The organism is Flavobacterium sp. AC267, assembly GCF_979258715.1.
Genome location: NZ_OZ409875.1, coordinates 872,855 through 892,104 on the forward strand (window position 1 = coordinate 872,855; position 19,250 = coordinate 892,104).

Annotated in this window: 12 protein-coding genes and 5 pseudogenes; 10 read left to right on the top strand and 7 right to left on the bottom strand. The window is 35.0% G+C overall.

Annotated features, from left to right (window positions below):
* Positions 1–13: 13 nt before the first annotated feature.
* The 5 genes and pseudogenes from ACZZ95_RS04640 (at position 14) to ACZZ95_RS04660 (ending at position 6,059) form a co-directional block, all read left to right on the top strand.
* A complete protein-coding gene (locus ACZZ95_RS04640) occupies positions 14–1,087 on the top strand; it encodes a winged helix DNA-binding domain-containing protein (protein WP_463468196.1) in 1,074 nt (357 codons plus the stop codon).
* Positions 1,088–1,341: 254 nt separating this feature from the next.
* A pseudogene (locus ACZZ95_RS04645) lies at positions 1,342–2,783 on the top strand (nucleoside recognition domain-containing protein).
* A gap of 154 nt (positions 2,784–2,937) precedes the next feature.
* On the top strand, positions 2,938–3,636 hold the full coding sequence (locus ACZZ95_RS04650; RefSeq protein ID WP_463468197.1) for a hypothetical protein: 699 nt from the start codon (positions 2,938–2,940) through the stop codon (positions 3,634–3,636).
* A 72-nt stretch (positions 3,637–3,708) separates the two neighbouring features.
* Positions 3,709–4,380 (top strand): hypothetical protein, encoded by a 672-nt coding sequence (locus tag ACZZ95_RS04655; protein WP_463468198.1) that lies wholly within the window; start codon positions 3,709–3,711, stop codon positions 4,378–4,380.
* A 76-nt stretch (positions 4,381–4,456) separates the two neighbouring features.
* Positions 4,457–6,059, top strand: a pseudogene (locus ACZZ95_RS04660) (fumarate hydratase).
* Between the two features lie 143 nt (positions 6,060–6,202).
* On the opposite strand, the gene ACZZ95_RS04665 reads toward ACZZ95_RS04660, so the two are convergent.
* Positions 6,203–6,703 carry a PAS domain-containing protein gene (locus ACZZ95_RS04665; RefSeq protein ID WP_463468199.1) on the bottom strand — a complete coding sequence of 167 codons (501 nt, stop codon included), beginning with the start codon at positions 6,701–6,703 and terminating at the stop codon, positions 6,203–6,205.
* A 99-nt stretch (positions 6,704–6,802) separates the two neighbouring features.
* Positions 6,803–7,885, bottom strand: a pseudogene (gene dinB / locus ACZZ95_RS04670) (DNA polymerase IV).
* 139 nt (positions 7,886–8,024) lie between these two features.
* Here dinB and ACZZ95_RS04675 point away from each other — a divergent pair.
* Positions 8,025–8,759 (top strand): metallophosphoesterase family protein, encoded by a 735-nt coding sequence (locus tag ACZZ95_RS04675; protein WP_463468200.1) that lies wholly within the window; start codon positions 8,025–8,027, stop codon positions 8,757–8,759.
* 51 nt (positions 8,760–8,810) lie between these two features.
* A complete protein-coding gene (locus ACZZ95_RS04680; RefSeq protein WP_095952950.1) occupies positions 8,811–9,341 on the top strand; it encodes a DUF6646 family protein in 531 nt (176 codons plus the stop codon).
* Between the two features lie 172 nt (positions 9,342–9,513).
* On the opposite strand, the gene ACZZ95_RS04685 is transcribed toward ACZZ95_RS04680, so the two are convergent.
* The 5 genes and pseudogenes from ACZZ95_RS04685 to ACZZ95_RS04705 all read right to left on the bottom strand — a co-directional run bounded on the left by ACZZ95_RS04685 (position 9,514) and on the right by ACZZ95_RS04705 (position 15,316).
* Positions 9,514–10,170: a 3-oxoacid CoA-transferase subunit B gene (locus tag ACZZ95_RS04685; protein ID WP_463468201.1), complete on the bottom strand. Its 657-nt coding sequence runs from the start codon at positions 10,168–10,170 to the stop codon at positions 9,514–9,516.
* A 114-nt stretch (positions 10,171–10,284) separates the two neighbouring features.
* A complete protein-coding gene (locus ACZZ95_RS04690) occupies positions 10,285–10,986 on the bottom strand; it encodes a CoA transferase subunit A (RefSeq protein ID WP_463468202.1) in 702 nt (233 codons plus the stop codon).
* A gap of 160 nt (positions 10,987–11,146) precedes the next feature.
* Positions 11,147–13,451, bottom strand: a pseudogene (locus ACZZ95_RS04695) (penicillin-binding protein 1A).
* A gap of 9 nt (positions 13,452–13,460) precedes the next feature.
* A complete protein-coding gene (locus ACZZ95_RS04700; RefSeq protein WP_463468203.1) occupies positions 13,461–13,940 on the bottom strand; it encodes a gliding motility lipoprotein GldH in 480 nt (159 codons plus the stop codon).
* Positions 13,924–15,316, bottom strand: a pseudogene (locus tag ACZZ95_RS04705) (PSP1 domain-containing protein). Before ACZZ95_RS04705 ends, ACZZ95_RS04700 begins: the two are co-directional and overlap by 17 nt.
* A 344-nt stretch (positions 15,317–15,660) precedes the next feature.
* On the opposite strand from ACZZ95_RS04705, the gene ACZZ95_RS04710 reads away from it, so the two are divergent.
* The 3 genes from ACZZ95_RS04710 to ACZZ95_RS04720 all read left to right on the top strand — a co-directional run bounded on the left by ACZZ95_RS04710 (position 15,661) and on the right by ACZZ95_RS04720 (position 19,236).
* On the top strand, positions 15,661–16,398 hold the full coding sequence (locus ACZZ95_RS04710; protein WP_463468204.1) for a hypothetical protein: 738 nt from the start codon (positions 15,661–15,663) through the stop codon (positions 16,396–16,398).
* A 283-nt stretch (positions 16,399–16,681) separates the two neighbouring features.
* Positions 16,682–17,863 carry an ankyrin repeat domain-containing protein gene (locus ACZZ95_RS04715; RefSeq protein ID WP_463468205.1) on the top strand — a complete coding sequence of 394 codons (1,182 nt, stop codon included), beginning with the start codon at positions 16,682–16,684 and terminating at the stop codon, positions 17,861–17,863.
* A 35-nt stretch (positions 17,864–17,898) separates the two neighbouring features.
* Positions 17,899–19,236 (top strand): ankyrin repeat domain-containing protein, encoded by a 1,338-nt coding sequence (locus tag ACZZ95_RS04720; protein WP_463468206.1) that lies wholly within the window; start codon positions 17,899–17,901, stop codon positions 19,234–19,236.
* Positions 19,237–19,250 lie beyond the last annotated feature (14 nt).

A 19,250-nucleotide genomic window follows, 5' to 3' on the forward strand; every position in this document is an offset into this window, starting at 1 on the left:
TAATTTTTTTGACATGACTCATTCTGAAATTGCACAGCATCGGCTTGTTTCTCATAAACTTGATGAAGTAAGCCACAGTTCACCCCAAGAAATTTTGAGGCATTTTGGTGCTATGCAGGCGCAGGATTATGCGATGGTAAAATGGGCAATTGGTTCTCGATGTCATGCCACCGAAAAAGAAATTGAAGAAGCTGTAAACTCAGGCAAGATTATTAGAACTCATATACTGCGTCCGACATGGCATTTTGTTGTCGCCGATGATATTTATTGGATGTTAGATCTTTCTGGTCCATTGGTTCAAAAACTTATTTATCCTGCCGCGGAAAAATATGGGCTTGATCAAAAAAAACTTGATTCGTATAATTCAGATCTTCAAAAAATATTATCAGGAGGGAATCATCTCACTCGGGAAGAAATCATGCAGGAACTTCATATTAAAAAAACTTCCAGTCTCGATTATATGACGGCAGTAATTATGATGAATGCTGAATTGGCTGGTTTGGTCTGCAATGGCAGAATGAAAGGAAAACAACATACCTATGCACTGCTTGAAGAAAGAATTTCGAAACCAAAAACCACATTAACCCAAGAAGAAGGTTTAGCAAAACTGATGCAGATTTATTTTGAAAGTCGTGGTCCAGCAACTTTAGCTGATTTTTCTAAATGGTCAGGTTTTTCAATTACAATTTGCAAACCTCTTATTAATGCAATTAAGTTGCAAATTGAATGCATTGCCATTGATAATCAGCAATACTGGCTCGGAAAAGATACTGGTAACAAGAATAACTTCAACGAAAATGTACATTTTATTGCTGGTTTTGATGAGTTTTTAATTTCGTATAAAAGTCGTGAGGCTTCCATTTTACTTGAGGATCAATCGAAAGTTTTTACTAAAAATGGTATTTTCAAACCAGTAATTTTAGAAAATGGAAAAGTTATTGGAACTTGGAAACGAACCATTAAAAAAGATCTCACCAAAATAGAAACGGAGTTTTTTAATGAAACTGAAACTTCAAAAAAAACAATTCTGTTTAAAGAAATTAAACGCTTTGAAAATTATCTGCAAACCAAAATCGTTATTGAATAAATCTATAGTTTATTATATCGCTCCGCTGGAGCTTTTAAATCCTATCGTTTTTCATGTTTCTACAAACATTTCGCCTCGCTGAGGCTTAATTGGTAAAGTCGTCTAAGAAAAATTGACATTATGTAAACTCAAATAGCGCCATTATTTATAGAAACATGATCACCGTCAAGTTTTTAGCCCAATTGGGGTCGCATCTAAATAAATTATTTATGCTTATTATTGCTAAATAATTACATTTACAAAAAATTACAATTATGGTATTAAGCAGATTTTGGTTAACGATTTTTATTTCATCGATTGTTTTTATTGTATTCAGTTTGTTTACTGCCAATACTTATACTATTGATTCTGTTTTAAATGGAAAGAAAGATGATCCTGTTTTAGTATCTGAAAAATACGTTGAAGAACTTCCTGCTTTTATCAAAGACAGTATTCAAAAAGCACCAGATCAAACCATGATTATCAATCGTGATACGCTGAATGCGGACACGACTTACGTTTATAAAAACAAAACGGTAAAAATTTTCAGCGGACTTCAAAAATCCGATGGTTTACTGCCAACTTGTAAAAGCACTTTGGTTGATCTTATTTTACCACTTATCGCCTATTTAGCTTTTTTCTGCGGATTAATGGAACTTTTAATCATTTCTGGGGCTTCTGGAAAATTAGCTAAAGGTTTGAGCCCAGTATTCGTAAAAGTATTTCCTAGTATTCCTAAAAACCACCCCTCGATTTCCTACATGACGTTAAACTTTGTCTGCTAATTTCTTGGGATTAGATTCGGTCGCAACACCTTTTGGGCTTAAAGCCATGGAAAGTTTACAGGAAATAAACCCCGACAAAGATAGAGCTAGTGATGCACAGATTATGTTCATGTGTCTTCACGCTTCTGGTTTAACTTTAATTGCAACTTCAATTATTGGTTATCGCGCGTACGCAAATGCAACAAATCCTGCCGATGTAATGTCTGCCTTGTATCATTACTTCGTTTATTGGTACAATTGCCGCTTTCCTGATTGTTGGAATCAAACAAAAAATCAATTTTAGAAGCGCTTCACTGGTCATCGGTTTAATGGTCTTAATTGCGGCAATTGTTGGTTTATTGATGTATGTTAACCATTTGGATTTAATTGGAAAAAATTACTTCACTTCTAACCTTTCTGGATTAATATTATTAGCGATTATTGCTTTTACGCTGATTTTTTCGTTCTTAAATGAACAAAAATTTAAAGACGCAAACACAACTGTTTTCGACACTTTTGTTGTTGGAGCTAATAACGGAGTTAAAACCGGAGTTACTATTTTTCCTTATGTTTTAGGAATGTTAGTGGCAATTTCATTGTTCAGAAACAGCGGTTTATTTGAAATTATCAGTGACGGAATTGGATTTGTATTTTCGAATTTAGGCGTAAGCAAAGAAATTACTAACGCGCTTCCTGTTGCCATGCTTCGTCCGTTTAGTTCGGCCGGTTCAAGAGGATTCTTAATTGATTCGATGAACACATTTGGAGCAGATTCATTAACGGCAAGATTAAGCAGTATTTTTCAATGCGGCGCCGAAAGTACATTTTATGTAATTGCAGTCTATTTTGGTTCGGTCAACATCAAAAACACGCGTTACGCTTTAGGAACCATGCTTTTGGTAGACTTAATTTGTGTTATCACCGCCATTTTTGTTGCGACTTGGTTCTTTTAAAACATAAAAAAATCACTATTTAAATATTTAAAAAAGAAGGTAATAGAATAATTCAGTTTATTATTCTAGCCTTCTTTTTTTCTTTTTCTGTAAAAAGCTCAGAGAATTTCATACTTTAGGGCTTCAAATATTAAAACAATTAAATATCCCCAATATGTTTAAATGGTTTTTTAATAAAAAAAAGGAAACTGAAAATTTGGAGCAGAAGCGACCTGAGAATTCGATTCAATTTACCGAAGAAGCTCAACCTGTTGAAAATACTGCACCTGAGACAAATAGTTTTGAACCCAATAAAATTGACTGGCTCATAAACGATTCTATCTTGACTTTTATGCCTCGTGAATTGTATATGCATTACTCCGATGCAACGACTGTCAAAGATCTTCAAAATCCTTCCTGGCAAAATCAAGGAATCTATTTTTGGCAGGAGAAAGAAGCTTTTGAAAACAAATCTCTTCCAGAATTCTTTGAAACCATGGATCAAAAACTATTTGTTATCAATGAAGCTCCAGATTATATCGATCTGGTTTCAGGAAAAGCAATGCCTTGGTTTGGAATGCCCGGCGATGGCGAAAAATTCTTTTTCAGATACGATGAATCAACTCCTGTTACTTTAGAGGAAGCTCATAAACTCAATATTATCAATTACGTTAAAATTGTAGAATTGAATTATGACAATCTCGGCGTTCTCAATGACCGTGATAATTACTGCTTTTTAATCGATCCTAAAGAAGTCAAATTCGAAGACCAGCTTTTCTTCTTAAATGGAGAAAAAATATCACTGGCAAGCACTTTATCAAAAAAAGAAACTTTTAGTTTTATCCCTAGAATAAATACCACTTTACCATCATGAAAATTCAGACCCTTTTCTTCTCCCTGCTTATAATCGGATGCCAAAAAGCAAAAACTACAGAAGCCGAAACAATTGCAGAATTGCCTGCAAGCACAAGAAATTTCGATTGAAACTGATGATTCGGCAGACGAAAAAGTTATTAAAACCGATACAGTAGCAATTTATGTAAACGAAGACCAATCTTCTAAAGATTATATTTTGGCCAATTTACTGGAGCAGAAAGCAGATGAAGACAGTATTGTTTATGTAAAATATCGATTGGATTTTTATCAAAATAAAAAGAAAACGGCATCCTCAAAAATTGCAATTAACAGTTTTGACAAAGGATCAGAATGGGTAGCTTCTTACGGATTAACATCTGAAACTTCTAAAAATTCTCCATTTGTACAAATCTCCGTTGGATATCCAGCTTGTGGCTATACACACGATAATTACCTGTATTACTTAAAAAACAATACTTTACAATTGGTGCATGAATGGAAAACGATGTCAGACAGCGGCTGGGGAAGCTGGCTTGAAATAGCAAACCCATCTAAAACTTCTGACCCTAAATCTTTTTATTGCAAAACTGTTGCATTTATGCCGGCAGACGAAGATGACAATCCCGATATGGGAATCGTAACGCATTCAGATTCAATTTCTTTTGAGTTAAAAGGAAACCAATGGAGTAAGCGATTATTATCTGCAAAAGACAAATCATACTTTGAAAAAAAGATGACATTTGATCAATTTAACAGTCAGTAATAAACTGTTTCCAAAACCTTATTCAAATTCTTTCTTAGGTAAATAATTTCTAAATTTGTAAAAAAACAAAACAATGATTGATTTTATATACCAAGATCCTTACCCGATCTTAAAGGATGACACGCAGTACCGCAAAATCACCTCAGATTTTGTAAAAGTGGAACAATTTGGAGAACGTGAAGTTTTAACTGTTGACCCAAAAGGTTTAGAATTATTAGCAGAAGAAGCTTTAACAGATGTTTCGTTCATGCTGAGAACTACACATCTTCAAAAATTAAGAAAAATACTTGACGATCCAGAAGCTACAGACAATGATCGTTTTGTGGCGTATAATTTACTTCAAAATGCTTCTGTTGTCGCCGAAGGACAACTTCCAAGTCTGCCAGGATACGGGAACTGCCATTGTAATGGCTAAAAAAGGGGAAAGCATCTTTACAGGTGTTGATGACGCAGAATGGCTGAGCCGAGGGATTTTTAATACATACCAAAAAAGAAACTTACGTTATTCGCAGATTGTTCCGATTTCGATGTTTGAAGAAAAAAATTCAGGATCAAATCTTCCGGCTCAAATTGATATTTATGCCAAAAAAGGAACTTCTTACGACTTTTTGTTTATGGCAAAAGGAGGAGGATCTGCAAATAAAACTTATTTATACCAGCAGACAAAATCTTTATTGAATGAAAAATCGTTAGATGAATTCATTCGCACAAAAATCAAAGATTTAGGAACTTCTGCCTGTCCTCCATACCACTTAGCTTTAGTTATTGGCGGAACTTCTGCAGAAGCAAACCTAAGCGCTGTTAAAAAAGCTTCAGCTGGATATTACGACCACCTTCCAACATCAGGAAATATGTCTGGACAAGCTTTCCGTGATTTACAATGGGAAGAACGTGTTCAAAAAATCTGTCAGGAAAGTGCTATTGGCGCACAATTTGGAGGAAAATATTTTACACACGATGTTCGTGTAATTCGTTTACCGCGTCACGCGACTTCTTGTCCAGTTGGATTAGGGGTTTCTTGTTCTGCAGATAGAAATATTAAGGGGAAAATTACCAAAGACGGAATTTTCGTTGAACAATTAGAGGTAAATCCGAAACAATTTTTACCCGAAACAGCACCGCATTTAGAAGCGCCTGTAGAAATTGATTTAGATCAGCCAATGGCGGATATTTTGGCCAAACTATCTCAATATCCAGTTAAAACGCGTTTAAAACTAAACGGAACTGTAATTGTTGCCCGCGATATAGCTCACGCAAAAATCAAAGAATTGTTAGACGCTGGAAAACCAATGCCTGATTATTTCAAAAATCACCCAGTTTACTACGCTGGCCCAGCAAAAACTCCAGACGGAATGGCTTCTGGAAGTTTCGGACCAACAACAGCAGGACGTATGGACGTTTATGTTGATGAATTCCAAAAAAATGGCGGGAGCATGATTATGCTGGCAAAAGGAAATCGAACCAAACAAGTTACTGATGCCTGTCATAAATACGGCGGATTCTACCTAGGTTCTATTGGAGGGCCAGTTGCTATTTTGGCTCAGGATAATATTCTTAAAGTAGAAGTTGTTGATTTTGAAGAATTAGGAATGGAAGCTGTTCGTAAAATCACCGTAAAAGATTTCCCTGCATTCATTATTACTGATGATAAGGGAAATGATTTTTTTGCTAATTTATAAGCAAGTATTTAACCGCTAAGAACGCTAAGATTTACGCAAAGTTCACAAAGTTTTATATAACACAAAACGCCTATTTGGTTGTTTTGTTTAAAATATATTAGCGTGCCTTGCGTAAATCTTAGCGTTCTTTGCGGTAAAAAAAATCAAGCACTTAAATCCTGCTTCTCAAAAGCGATAAAATGTGATACTTCGCCATTTAAATTAAATACAGGAAAAGCATTTATTTTACATTTATACGTATTTCCGTTTTTTCTATAATTATCCAGCGTTTTTTCAAAAGGAATTTTATTTTTTACAGCTTCACCTATTTCTTTTAAATCCTTTTTAGAAGTTGCGGGACCTTGAAACATTTTGGGTGTTTTGCCAAGGATTTCTTCTGCTTTGTATCCCGTCATTTTTTTTATACCGCTGGAAGCGAAAACTATTTTTAAATCCAAATCCGTAACCAGAACTACCTCTTCTTTCATTCTTTCCTCGATATTTAGCTTTGTTTCGTCCCAAGTAAACTCATTTGCAATCTCATTTACTTTTTTCAAATCGGCAGTTAATGCCTTAAGTTCATTTACATACTCATAGTGAAAATCCCAAGCTAAAATTGGAACTGAATTTCGTTGTAATAAATCATCAGAGCCCGTACTTTTCATATTAAATGATTTAGATCGTCAACAAATCTTTATTCAAAGATAAATTAAAAAGCCCGTTATTGGTTAAGGAATACGTTAATATCAATGTTAAATCTATTTTTAAAAAGTAAATTTTAACTGCACAACAACTGCTTTTTTAATTTCAGTATTTAAATTACTCAGCGAAATTCCGAGCAGTCTCACAGAATCTTTCATTTTTTCCTGATATAATAATTCTTCAACATTTTCCATAATCAAGCTTTTGTCTGAAATAAAATAAGGCAGGGTTTTACTTCTTGTCTGCTCGCGAAAAATCACTGTATTTAATTTTCAAAGTAATCGTTTTACCAGAGATATTGTGCTTTTTCAAACGCTTTTCCAATGAAGTCGCAATTCTGTCTAACTGTTCCATCATAAAAATTTCAGAAGAAAGATTCACATCAAAAGTATGTTCTGCGGCGACAGATTTAGTAATTCTAGACGATTTTACTTCACTATTGTGAATGCCCCGAACAACATTATAATAAAATGCACCCGATTTTCCGAAGTGTTTTTCCAGAAACTCCAGAGATTTGCTTTTTAAATCTGTTCCCGTAAAAATTCCGAGCTGATACATCTTTTCTGTGGTAACTTTCCCTACTCCATAGAATTTACGAATCGGCAGTTCTTCCAAAAAAGATTCTACTTCATCAGGATTTACCGTTTTCTGTCCGTTTGGTTTGTTGTAGTCGCTGGCAATTTTAGCCACAAATTTATTTACAGAAATACCGGCAGAAGCTGTTAAACCAACTTCATTAAAAATTCTTAACCGAATTTCCTCTGCCAATAAACTCGCACTCGGGTTCCCTTTTTTATTCTGCGTAACATCCAAATAAGCTTCGTCAAGCGAAAGAGGCTCAACTAAATCAGTATAATCGTGGAAAATTTTATGAATTTTAGAAGAAATCTCTTTGTAGCGGTCAAATCTCGGACGGACAAAGATTATTTCGGGACAATATCTCTTCGCCAAAACACCGCTGATGGCACTTCGAACACCAAATTTTCGCGCCTCATAACTTGCCGCCGAAACCACTCCCTATTTTCTGATCCGCCGACTGCAACCGGTTTTCCGCGCAGATCAGGATTATCCATCTGCTCTACAGATGCGTAAAAAGCATCCATGTCGATGTGAATAATTTTGCGATATGACGGTGTTTCAGACATGCCACAAATTTAAAAAGTAAAGCAATAAAAAAGTGCTTCAAATAGTTATAAATAATATCAATCTTTAAAGAATATAAATTCGATGAGTTCAAACCGATTATTCTTTCTATTTTTGTTCTTCTACTCGAAAAATTAAATAATGCGAACATTTGTTATAGGTGACATTCACGGCGGATTACTTGCTCTTGAACAAGTGATGAAAAGAGCCGAGGTTACTACAGAAGATACTCTAATTTTTTTGGGCGATTACGTTGACGGCTGGAGTCAGTCTGTTGAAGTAATTGACTATTTGATTGATTTAAAAAGCAAACAGAACTGCATCTGCATAAGAGGAAATCATGATCAGCTGGCATTGGACTGGCTGGAAAACAGGCATGATGATTTTGACGAAGAAATGTGGTACAAACACGGCGGAAAAGCAACGGTTGAAGGATACGCTAAAATTTCAGAAGATAAAAAAAGAATGCATATCGAATTCTTAGAAAATCTTCAGGATTACCATCTTGATGACGAAAACCGCTTATTTGTTCATGCCGGATTTACCAATTTAAATGGTGTAAAATGGGAATATTTTTCTAAACTATTTTACTGGGACAGAACACTTTGGGAAACGGCGCTTTCTCTAGACCCAAAATTAAAAGAGGATGATTTAAACTATCCGAAGAGATTTAGCGTTTATAAAGAAGTTTACATTGGGCATACTCCTGTAACAAGAATTGGAAAAACAGTTCCCGTAAACAAAGCCTGCGTTTGGAATGTTGATACTGGTGTCGCCTTTAGAGGCCCGCTTACGATTTTAAATGTCGACACCAAGGAATACTGGCAGAGCGAACCGTTAAACGAATTGTATTTTAACGAAAAAGGCAGGAATTAATTGATTTAAAATTTATTTTTGCGATTCAAAATAATTAATATTTAAAATTTTATGAAAAAGGTTATTACACTCTTGTTCTTAGTTTCATTCGGATTTATTAATGCACAACAAGCCTTCACTGGTAAAGGTGACACTAGAGTAAATGTTGGTGCTAACTTACAAGATGGTGGTTCTGGAATTCAGGGTTCTATTGATTTTGGTTTAGGAGAAAATTTCTCTTTTGGATTTGTAGCCAACTATTTATTAGGCGTTGACAACTTTAGCGGTTTTTACCACGGAAGTACTTCCGCCTATAATGATGCAAAACCAGATTTTGGTGATCGTTTTGATGCAAAAGCAAGAATTAATGCAAATTTATCTAGTGTAATTGGTGTTGAGCAATTAGACGTTTATCCTGGATTAAGCTTAGGATTGCATAATTTTGGAGCTCACGTTGGAGGCCGTTATTTCTTTACTGACGGATTTGGCGTTTTCACAGAAATCGGATTCCCAATTGCAAAATATGGTACTAACAATGATCCTTTTTATCATTTAAATAATCAAGCTACTTTTAGTTTAGGAGCTTCATTTAATTTACAATAGTTTTTTTCTAGGGACAAAGGTTCAAAGGGACAAAGGTTCAGAGTTTTTACTAGCATAAAAAAACCGCTTGATAGCGGTTTTTTTGTTTATATAATTTTGTCCTTTTGTCCCTTTGAACCTTTGTCCCTTTGAACCTCTGCACCTTTGAACCTCTGCACCTTTGAACCTAATATTAAATAACCATTTCAGGAATTTCGCCCTCAATAATCAAATTAGCTTCTGTTGACGCGACGATGTGCTCAACTGATACGCCTGGCGCTCGTTCTAAGAGCTTAAAACCATTTTTAGTCACTTCGAGAACTGCAAGCTCAGTTACAACCTTTTTAACGCATCCTACGCCTGTTAATGGCAAAGTGCATCTTTTTAAGATTTTTGATTCTCCTGCTTTGTTCACGTGCATCATCGCAACGATTATATTTTCGGCGGAAGCCACCAAATCCATTGCGCCTCCCATTCCTTTTACCATTTTGCCAGGAATCTTCCAATTGGCAATATCGCCGTTTTCAGAAACTTCCATCGCACCAAGAATCGTCAAATCGACTTTCTGGCTTCGAATCATTCCAAAACTAAAAGCAGAATCAAAGAAACTTGCTCCCGCTAATGTTGTAATGGTTTGTTTTCCTGCATTGATAATATCTGCATCTTCTTCTCCTGCGAATGGAAAAGGCCCCATTCCTAAAACTCCGTTTTCACTTTGGAATTCTACTGCAATATCTTCTCTAACATAATTTGCAACCAAAGTAGGAATCCCGATCCCTAGATTAACGAAATATCGGTCTTTTACTTCTTTTGCAATTCGTTTTGCTATATCTTCTTTACTAAGTGCCATAATAATGTGTCATTTTTTTTTAATGTGGCAATTAGAAAATTTGATAATTAAATAATGCTGTGCTGTACACAAACTAGAGTAATTATCTAATTATCAAATTTCCTAATTAGCTAATTACGCTCTCTGTCTTACCGTTCGCTGTTCAATTCTCTTCTCAAATTTTTCTCCTTGAAAAATACGCCGCACCATTATTCCCGGAATATGAATTTGATTTGGATCTAGTGAACCAACTGGAACTAACTCTTCTACTTCTGCAATTGTTATTTTTCCAGCTCCGGCCATACAAGCGTTGAAGTTTCGAGCAGTTCCTTTAAAAATCAAGTTTCCCGCTTCATCACCTTTCCACGCTTTTACAATGGCAAAATCAGCTTTGAAAGCTTCTTCCATAATGTGCATTTTTCCGTTGAATTCTCGGGCTTCTTTTCCTTCGGCAACTTCAGTTCCGTAACCTGCAGGTGTAAAAAATGCAGGAATTCCAGCCTGAGTCGCACGACAGCGTTCTGCTAACGTTCCTTGAGGCGTAAGTTCTACTTCTAATTCTCCAGAAAGCATCTGACGCTCGAACTCAGCATTTTCTCCCACATACGAAGAAATCATTTTTTTGATCTGCTTTTTCTGCAACAATAATCCCAAACCAAAATCATCAACCCCTGCATTGTTTGAGATGCAGGTCAAATCTGAAATGGATGTGTTTACTAATGCTGCGATTGTATTTTCAGGAATACCGCATAATCCGAAACCGCCAAACATGATTGTCATGCCATTTTCAATTCCATCAATGGCATCCTGAACGTTATTTACTTTTTTTGTTATCATAACAAAGTGTCTTTATTAACCAATAATTTTGATAAAAATAAGATTTTTAGATTAAAATATAACGATTTCGTAAAAATATAAATCCAAAAAAATATCCTTTTGCGTTCTTCTCTAATTGAGAAGTTGCAAAAGGATATTTATATTTTAAGCAGTATCTAAATTACAATTCGAATTCGTCTGTATTTTGTTCTGTTACAGTTGTATCTTTTACTTTTGGTGCGCTGTAGCAATCTACTTTTATAGAAAGGTTTGCTGGTCGCTCGAATTCAGATTTAGAAACTTGAAGTGTTTTATCTTCATAACATTTCTTCATAAAGTAACCCCAAACCGGAAGAGCCGCTGTTGCACCCTGTCCGTAAGTTAAGCTTTTAAAACGGGCAGAACGATCTTCACATCCAACCCAAACTCCAGTTACTAAATTAGGAACCATTCCCATAAACCAACCATCTGACTGGTTTTGTGTTGTTCCTGTTTTACCCGCAATTGGATTTTTAAACATATACGGATAACCTGTCCAGCGCTTATCACCGCTTCCACCGCCCTGAGTACGTAAACGTGCTCCAGAACCAGTTTCTGTAACTCCTTGAAGTAATTTAATTACCGCAAAAGCAATGTCTTTGTTTAAAACGTCGTGAGATTCTGGAATTGGCTCATAAATAACCTCTCCGCTTTTATTCTCAATTCTGCTTAAAAACTGAGGTTTAACATAAACCCCTTGGTTTGCAAACGTACTGTAAGCCGCAACCATATCTTCAACCGTAATATCTACCGCACCTAATGCGATTGACGGCTGTACCGGAATTTCTGTTTTTACCCCTAATTTTTTAGTCAATTCAACAACTGCTTCTGGACCTGTTCTATCAATCAATTTAGCAGAAACTGTATTAATCGAATTCGCCAAACCTTGTTTTAAAGTTACCATTCCGCGGTATCTGTTGTCTGAATTTCTTGGCTCCCAATCTGCCGTAACGTGGTGGCGCCCTTTATGAATCATAAACGGACCATCTAAAATAGAATCACATGGAGACATATTTAATTCTTCGATTGCGGTTGCGTAAACAAACGGCTTGAAAGTAGAACCAACCTGTCTTGCACCCTGACCTACGTGATCGTATTGGAAATATTTGTAGTTGATTCCTCCAACCCAAGCTTTAATAGCTCCCGTCTGCGACTCCATTGCCATTAAACCAGATTGTAAAAAGTGCTTGTAATAACGAATAGAATCAAGAGGCGTCATAATGGTATCGCGCTCTCCTTTCCAAGTAAACACACGCATTTTTGTTTTTACTTTGAATGAAGCAATAATATCATCTTCGCTTTTATCCATTTCTTTCATTTGTGCCCAGCGAACAGAATTTTTCATCGCCTGCATCATAATTCTTTCTGTTTCAGCTTGTGTAATATTTACGAAAGGAGCATTTTTATTGGTTTTCATTTCAATAAAAAATTGTTGCTGTAGGTTTTTCATGTGTTCAGAAACAGCTTCTTCAGCATACATCTGCATTCTAGAATCTATCGTAGTGTAGATTTTAAGTCCATCTTTGTAGATATCATAATCAGAACCGTCTGGTTTTTTATTTTCAGACATCCATTTTTTCATGTAATCACGAAGATATTCTCTAAAATAAGTTGCCATTCCTTCACGGTGGCTTTCCAGTTTAAATTTTAAAGCAATTGGTAAGGCTTTGTACTTCTCTTTTTGAGACTCTGTAATCATTTTGGCTTTAACCATCTGACCAAGCACTACATCACGACGGTTTTTAACACCAGTAGGATTTCGCAACGGATTATAAAGAGATGAATTATTAAACATTCCAACCAATATCGCCGATTCGTCTATAGTTAAATCTTTAGGTTCTTTTGAAAAATAAGTTTGAGCAAGCAGAACTTACACCAACAGCATAATTTCCGAAATCATAAACGTTGCAGTACATCGCCAAAATCTCATTTTTGGTATATTGTCTTTCCAAACGAATAGCAATAATCCATTCTTTTATCTTTTGCACGATTCTAAAAGGTAAAAAGCTAGATCCTCCACGATGAAATAACTGTTTTGCCAACTGTTGTGTCAGCGTACTAGCTCCTCCATTGGTTCCCAACGAAAAAGCCGCACGTAAAGTTCCACGACCGTCAATTCCAGAATGTTCATAAAAACGGGCATCTTCTGTAGCAACCAAAGCATCTACCAGATTTTTAGGTAAATCTGAATATTTAAGTTGCGATCTGTTGGTTTTGAAATACTTACCAATTACCACTCCATCAGAAGAGATAATTTCTGTTGCGAGGTTAGAATCTGGATTTTCTAAGTCTTCAAATGAAGGCATAGAGCCAAATAAACCCCAAGAGGCGAATAAAAAGAAAGCTAAAACTCCAAGTAAGGAGTACGCAAAAATTCGCCAGAATTTCTTTTTATAATAATTAATATCCTTAACGCTCTTTGATTGATTGTTTTTTTTAGCGACCATAACTATTTTCTAATCTTTTTGTTCTATTCTAAAACCAACGTCTGTAATACCTTCTAAAGCCTCAACACCCGGAATTTTACCCGATTGTCTTACGGCTTGCTTGATGTGAACTTTATAAGTTCCTTTAAACTTTACATCTTCTTTATAATACAATTTACTTTCTTTAATATCCGTAAATCCATTTCCTAATAAAGTTCCGTCCGGCGTCGCCATTTGATATTCTAAGGTATCTACTTTTGTAAAACCGCTTGGTGTTTCAATAGCGACAATCAAAAACAAATTATTAAACGGATAATTGTTGTTGTCTCTAACATTAACAAATAAATTGTACTTTTTTGTAGAATCCAAAACTGGCAGATCAAAGCTTATAATACTGTCTTTGTGCCAGGCACTTCCAACAGATTTGTACTCGTCGAATACTCTTTTTTTATCACAAGAAAAAAGAAGTATCGTCGCCAAAAGAAGAATTCCGCTATTTTTTATTCTCATTTTTAGCATTAATTATTGGTTTTCTAGGTTCAGCAGATTTGTTTTCATTTGATTGTCGCTTATTCGAATTATTTTGTTTATTCGGGTTTGGCTTATTCTTATGATTTTGCTTATTTGGGTTATTATTAGGCTTGCTCTGCTTATTCGGATTATTATTATTCGAATTATTGTTTGCTTGCAGGCTTAATAATATTGTCGCTTTTTTCCTGCTGTGGTTTCTGCGGAGCAATTACAGTGGCGACTTCAGTATTTTTGCGTTTGCGATTTGGCTTTTTCTTTCTTTTCGGCTGGTCAAAACGAGTTAAACTCTCTTGTCCCATCGCATTGTTAAAGTCTTTTTCTGGTTCAGAAACAACCTCAACAGCAAAATCTTCTAAAGACGAAACCTTATTTTTTTGTCTGTTTTCTGCGATAATTTCTTTTACCTGATCAATTTTTAAAACGTGCCAGTTTGCAAAATTGTTGGTATATGCAAACCACATTAAACCTTTAAAAATATCTTGTTTCTGGCAGATTGCATCTCCTTTTTCTGTAACTAGTTTAGTATCATAATCTGGAAAATCCTTCAATGCGTCCATGTAAGTATCTAACTCATAGTTTAGACAGCATTTTAATTTACCGCATTGTCCCGCTAATTTCTGCGGATTCAATGATAATTGCTGATAACGTGCTTGCAGAAGTATTTACACTTCTAAAATCTGTCAGCCAAGTCGAACAGCAAAGTTCACGTCCGCAAGAACCAACTCCGCCTAAACGTGTTGCTTCCTGACGGAAACCAACTTGTTTCATCTCTACTCTGGTGCTGAACTCTTTAGCAAAATCCTTAATCAGCATTCTAAAATCGACTCTGTCATTTGCTGTGTAGTAAAAAGTCGCTTTAGACCCGTCGCCTTGAAATTCAATATCAGAAATTTTCATTTCTAATTTATGCTGAATTGCCAATTCACGTGCACGAACTTTCATTGGTTCTTCACGATCACGTGCTACAGACCAAATATCAATATCTTTTTGAGATGCTTTTCTATAGATTTTAGGTACATCATTACTTTCGTGATTGGCCCCTTTTTTCTTCATTTGAATTTTTACCAATTCGCCTGTAAGAGTCACAATTCCAATATCATGTCCTGGTGAAGCCACAGTTGCAACAATATCACCAATACTTAAAGTTAATTTTTCTGAATTTCTAAAAATTCCTTACGTCCGTTTTTAAAACGAACCTCAACACAGTCAAAAGCGACTTCTCCATTAGACGGGCTCATGTTCGAAAGCCAGTCAAAAACCGTCAATTTATTGCGACTATCGGTGCCGCAAGTCCCATTATTTTTACAACCCTTTGGCGCGCCGCCATCTGAGGTTGAACAACTTGTACATGCCATAATTATATATGTAGTGCCGCAGAGACGCAGACTTAAGTTCATAAACGTTTGATCGGTAAAGATAGTATTTTTTTTATTTGGCTATTTATAGATTAATTCTAAAGGGTTGTTAAATAAAAAAAGTCAATTCTATTTATGTTATAAAATTTATTTTCATATGAATTCATTTACGTTTCTTTGATTGTAATTAAAAATACCAAATAAAATGAAGTACGCATTTAAAAAATTATACTAAATAATTATAAAAAGTATTCTATTAAATTTTGCAAAAAAGAGCTGTAAAACTTTATTTTAGTACTAAATCTAATTAATAAAAAACATCAAAATTTAAAAATTCAAACATTATGAATAAATATTTGTTTATTATAGTAACGCTTCTATTTTTTAGCCGCAACAACTCAAAAAACAAAAGCGAAACCACAACTGTAGAAACTTTAAATTCCCCAGAAGAAGTGTCTGAAAATAATGTTTCAGAAACTGAAATAAGAAAAAGCCTAGAAGATTTTATACCAAAAAACTATGTTACTTTTGACACCATATATGGCGATTTGAATAAAGATAATCTGGAAGACTGTATTCTTATCATCAAAGGAACAGATAAAAGCAAATTTATAAAAGACGATTATCGAGGTGAGTTAGACCGAAACCGAAGAGGAATTATTGTGCTTTTCAACAAAAACAACAGCTACGAACTGGCTGTTAAAAATTACGAGTGTTTTTCTTCTGAAAATGAAGACGGCGGGGTTTATTTTGCTCCCGAATTATCTGTCGAAATAGAAAAAGGAAATCTAAAAGTACATTATGGTCATGGCAGATATGGATATTGGTCGTACACCTTTAGAAATCAAAACAATGATTTTGAACTTATAGGTTATGATTCCAGTAATAATCGCGGTCCTGTAGTAGAAACTGAAGTAAGTATCAATTTCTTAACCCGAACAAAAATAACAAATGAAAACATGAACAAGGACGATGAAGGCGACGATGAAATTTTTGAGAAAACAGTAACCAAGATCAACAAAAGCAAATTGCTGAAGTTATCTGAAATTAAAGATTTTGATGAACTTGAAGTTTTAGAATAGTAAAATCGATCCAAGAAAATTAAAAATCCTATTCTAAAACAGAATAGGATTTTATTTTTACACCTAAATCATTTCGAATTCTCTCTCTTTCAACCTCAATTTCAAACATATTCTTAAGAAAAGGTTATTCTTATTATTTTACGCATAAAAATATCTTTTTTACTTTTTATCCTGAAATATAATCGCCAATTTTATGTTTTATCTTACAACATAGTTTGTGAAGTCAGGATTTATCAAGCTTGGCATTCATTAAACTTAATCTTTCATTTTAAATACCACTTAAATGCAAACAGAAAACCAGATTGAAAATTTCCTTTTTCAGGGAAAATTTGACGAGGCCAGAGAATGCCTAAATAACGGTTCAACCTTTAACGAACAGTATCTTAAAAACAATTTTTCTCAAATCGCCGCCAAAATTATTGAAGCCAAAGAAATTGATTTTATTGAAAAATTGATAAAAGCCGGTTTTATTGAAACCGACATTTACGAACTGGACAGTTTTGATAAATCAATTTTTGCTGTTTTAACCCGATATTTAAAAGACGATGACGAATCGATTTCTTTTTTCGAGAAATTGATGTCAAAAATGGATAATATCAATGATGAAATTAGCGATCAGACTTTACTACGCTATTTCCTTGAAAAAGGGGCGCCCCCAAAAATCATAAAAACACTGATCGATAATTCTGGAGCCAATACACAATATAAAAACAACGCCGGAGAAAACCTTATTTACACTGTAATAAACACTTACGGTTTGGAAACCGATAAAGCAAAAGACTACATTTCGCCGCTTATCGAAAATGGTGTTGACATTAACGAAAAGAATATCGTTGGAACTACTCCGCTTTTATGTGCTGTTCAAAGAAACAGAAAAGAACTTATTCCATTCTTGGTTGAAAACGGTGCGGATCCAAACGAAACCGACAACCGCAATAACACTGCTTTCTACTACGCTGTTGCAGAACAGTTTTCGTATGATATGTACGATGCTCTGGCAACTGTTTCGTCACCCGATTTTAATATAGTAAACAAAGACGGCCGAACTTTATTGACTAATTTCATTAGTTCTGTTTCTGGTTCGTCAACCGACATTACCTTTTTGGAAAGATTGTTAGCCGATGGTGCCGATGTAAATTTCTGTGCTCAACATTACGGCCAGCCAAAATCTGGAATTGATTTTATTGTAGAAAAGAAGTCCGATATTTTAAAATCGGTTTTGGAGAATGTTTCTTTGGATGTAAACGAACAAGACAATCAAGGAAACACCATTTTGCATAAAGTTTGTGCCTACAATGTTAATTATGATGCTGAAATGGCAAAAGAAACTTATAGAAAAGTAAAATTACTGCTGGATCAAGGTGCTGATATTTCGATCTCAAATGATAAGGATGAAACGGCATTAATGCTCGCATCTGGTGATAATTTGAAAATTAAAACGGTCGAACTTTTAATGAAACAGTAAAAACAATCATTTATTTAAAAAAAGAATATATGTCAATGTCATTTATAATTGCGTGTGAAAACGGCAACAGAAAAATAGCCGAATTGTCGCTTCAAAATAAAGAAGTAGATGTAAAATATACAGACGAAAAAGGAAGAACAGCATTACATTATGTCGCACACAGAGGTTATTTGGATATTGTAAAAATACTAACCGAAGACGGAGCTGATATTAATTATGAAGATCATCAGGGTGAAACACCTTTATTCTTTGCCTGCCTTCAAAAACAAAAGCAAACTGCTTTGTACTTGTTAGAAAATGGCGCTGAAATTACCACAAATGATAAATTAGGAAACAGTCTTTTACATTTAGTCTCGCAGACCGCTCAAATTGAAATTGCAACAAAGTTGCTTGAAGCTGGAATTGACGTTAATCTTCTGAACAACAATGCAGAAACCCCACTATTATTGGCTTCAGCAAAACTAAATCGGGAAATAATACAATTGCTTTTAGATAAGGGCGCCGATATTAATGTAACGGACAAGCAGGGAAATACACCCTTATTTTACGCCTGTTATACCAAATCGATTCCAATGGTGACGTTGCTTCTTGATAATGGCGCCGCAATCAATCATACCAATCACGCTGGAGAAAATCCGCTTTTAATTGCCTGTTATGAAACCAACAGAATGCTTGCTAAACTTTTAGTAGAGAGAGGAGCTGATGTTTTCATTTCAAACAACAATGGATATTCGCCTATTTGGTACGCTTGCGCGAATAATCAAAAGGAAATCGTGTCTTTGTTTTTAGAAAACGGAGTTGATGTAAACTACAGTAAACCTTTGGCAAGCGATACTTCATCAATGAATGATTATCTGGATTGGATTGTAAGTGCTACAAACATTTCTAACGAATCTAGTTTCACGCTCAACACTTCTTATACTTACGGCGGTGAAAGCCTTTTGCATGTTGCTACTAAAAAAGGCAATTTGAGTATGGTAAAACTACTTATTGAAGCTGGAGCAAATATCAACATTCAGGACGAATCTGGGAATACGCCTTTGCATTACAGCGCCGCAAACGGAAAGAAAGATGTGGTAAAGTATTTACTAGACAATAAAGCCGATGCTTCGATTGTAAACGTAAAAGAGCAAAAAGCCATTGATTATTCGAATGTAAAAGGCTTTAATGAAATTACAGAATTAATTTTGAAATATGCTCCATCAGGAACTGTTGTTACGCCAATTCAGAAAGAGGAACCACAAAAAACTGATTCAGGAAATTCTATGGAAGCCAAGAAAAAGGCTCTATTAGATTTGAAAGAGCTTTTGGATGCCGGAATTTTAAATTCGGAAGAATTTGAAAGTGAAAAAAGCAAAATTTTAAAAGGATAAATAATAAACAAACT

Bases quoted from the DNA above. Each gene is read 5' to 3' on its own strand.
- ACZZ95_RS04700 (WP_463468203.1), bottom strand. From the start codon at position 13,940: ATGAGAATAAAAAATAGCGGAATTCTTCTTTTGGCGACGATACTTCTT.
- ACZZ95_RS04650 (WP_463468197.1), top strand. From the start codon at position 2,938: ATGTTTAAATGGTTTTTTAATAAAAAAAAGGAAACTGAAAATTTGGAG.
- ACZZ95_RS04720 (WP_463468206.1), top strand. From the start codon at position 17,899: ATGTCATTTATAATTGCGTGTGAAAACGGCAACAGAAAAATAGCCGAA.
- ACZZ95_RS04675 (WP_463468200.1), top strand. From the start codon at position 8,025: ATGCGAACATTTGTTATAGGTGACATTCACGGCGGATTACTTGCTCTT.
- ACZZ95_RS04685 (WP_463468201.1), bottom strand. From the start codon at position 10,170: ATGGCACTTAGTAAAGAAGATATAGCAAAACGAATTGCAAAAGAAGTA.
- ACZZ95_RS04680 (WP_095952950.1), top strand. From the start codon at position 8,811: ATGAAAAAGGTTATTACACTCTTGTTCTTAGTTTCATTCGGATTTATT.
- ACZZ95_RS04640 (WP_463468196.1), top strand. From the start codon at position 14: ATGACTCATTCTGAAATTGCACAGCATCGGCTTGTTTCTCATAAACTT.
- ACZZ95_RS04715 (WP_463468205.1), top strand. From the start codon at position 16,682: ATGCAAACAGAAAACCAGATTGAAAATTTCCTTTTTCAGGGAAAATTT.
- ACZZ95_RS04690 (WP_463468202.1), bottom strand. From the start codon at position 10,986: ATGATAACAAAAAAAGTAAATAACGTTCAGGATGCCATTGATGGAATT.
- ACZZ95_RS04710 (WP_463468204.1), top strand. From the start codon at position 15,661: ATGAATAAATATTTGTTTATTATAGTAACGCTTCTATTTTTTAGCCGC.
- ACZZ95_RS04665 (WP_463468199.1), bottom strand. From the start codon at position 6,703: ATGAAAAGTACGGGCTCTGATGATTTATTACAACGAAATTCAGTTCCA.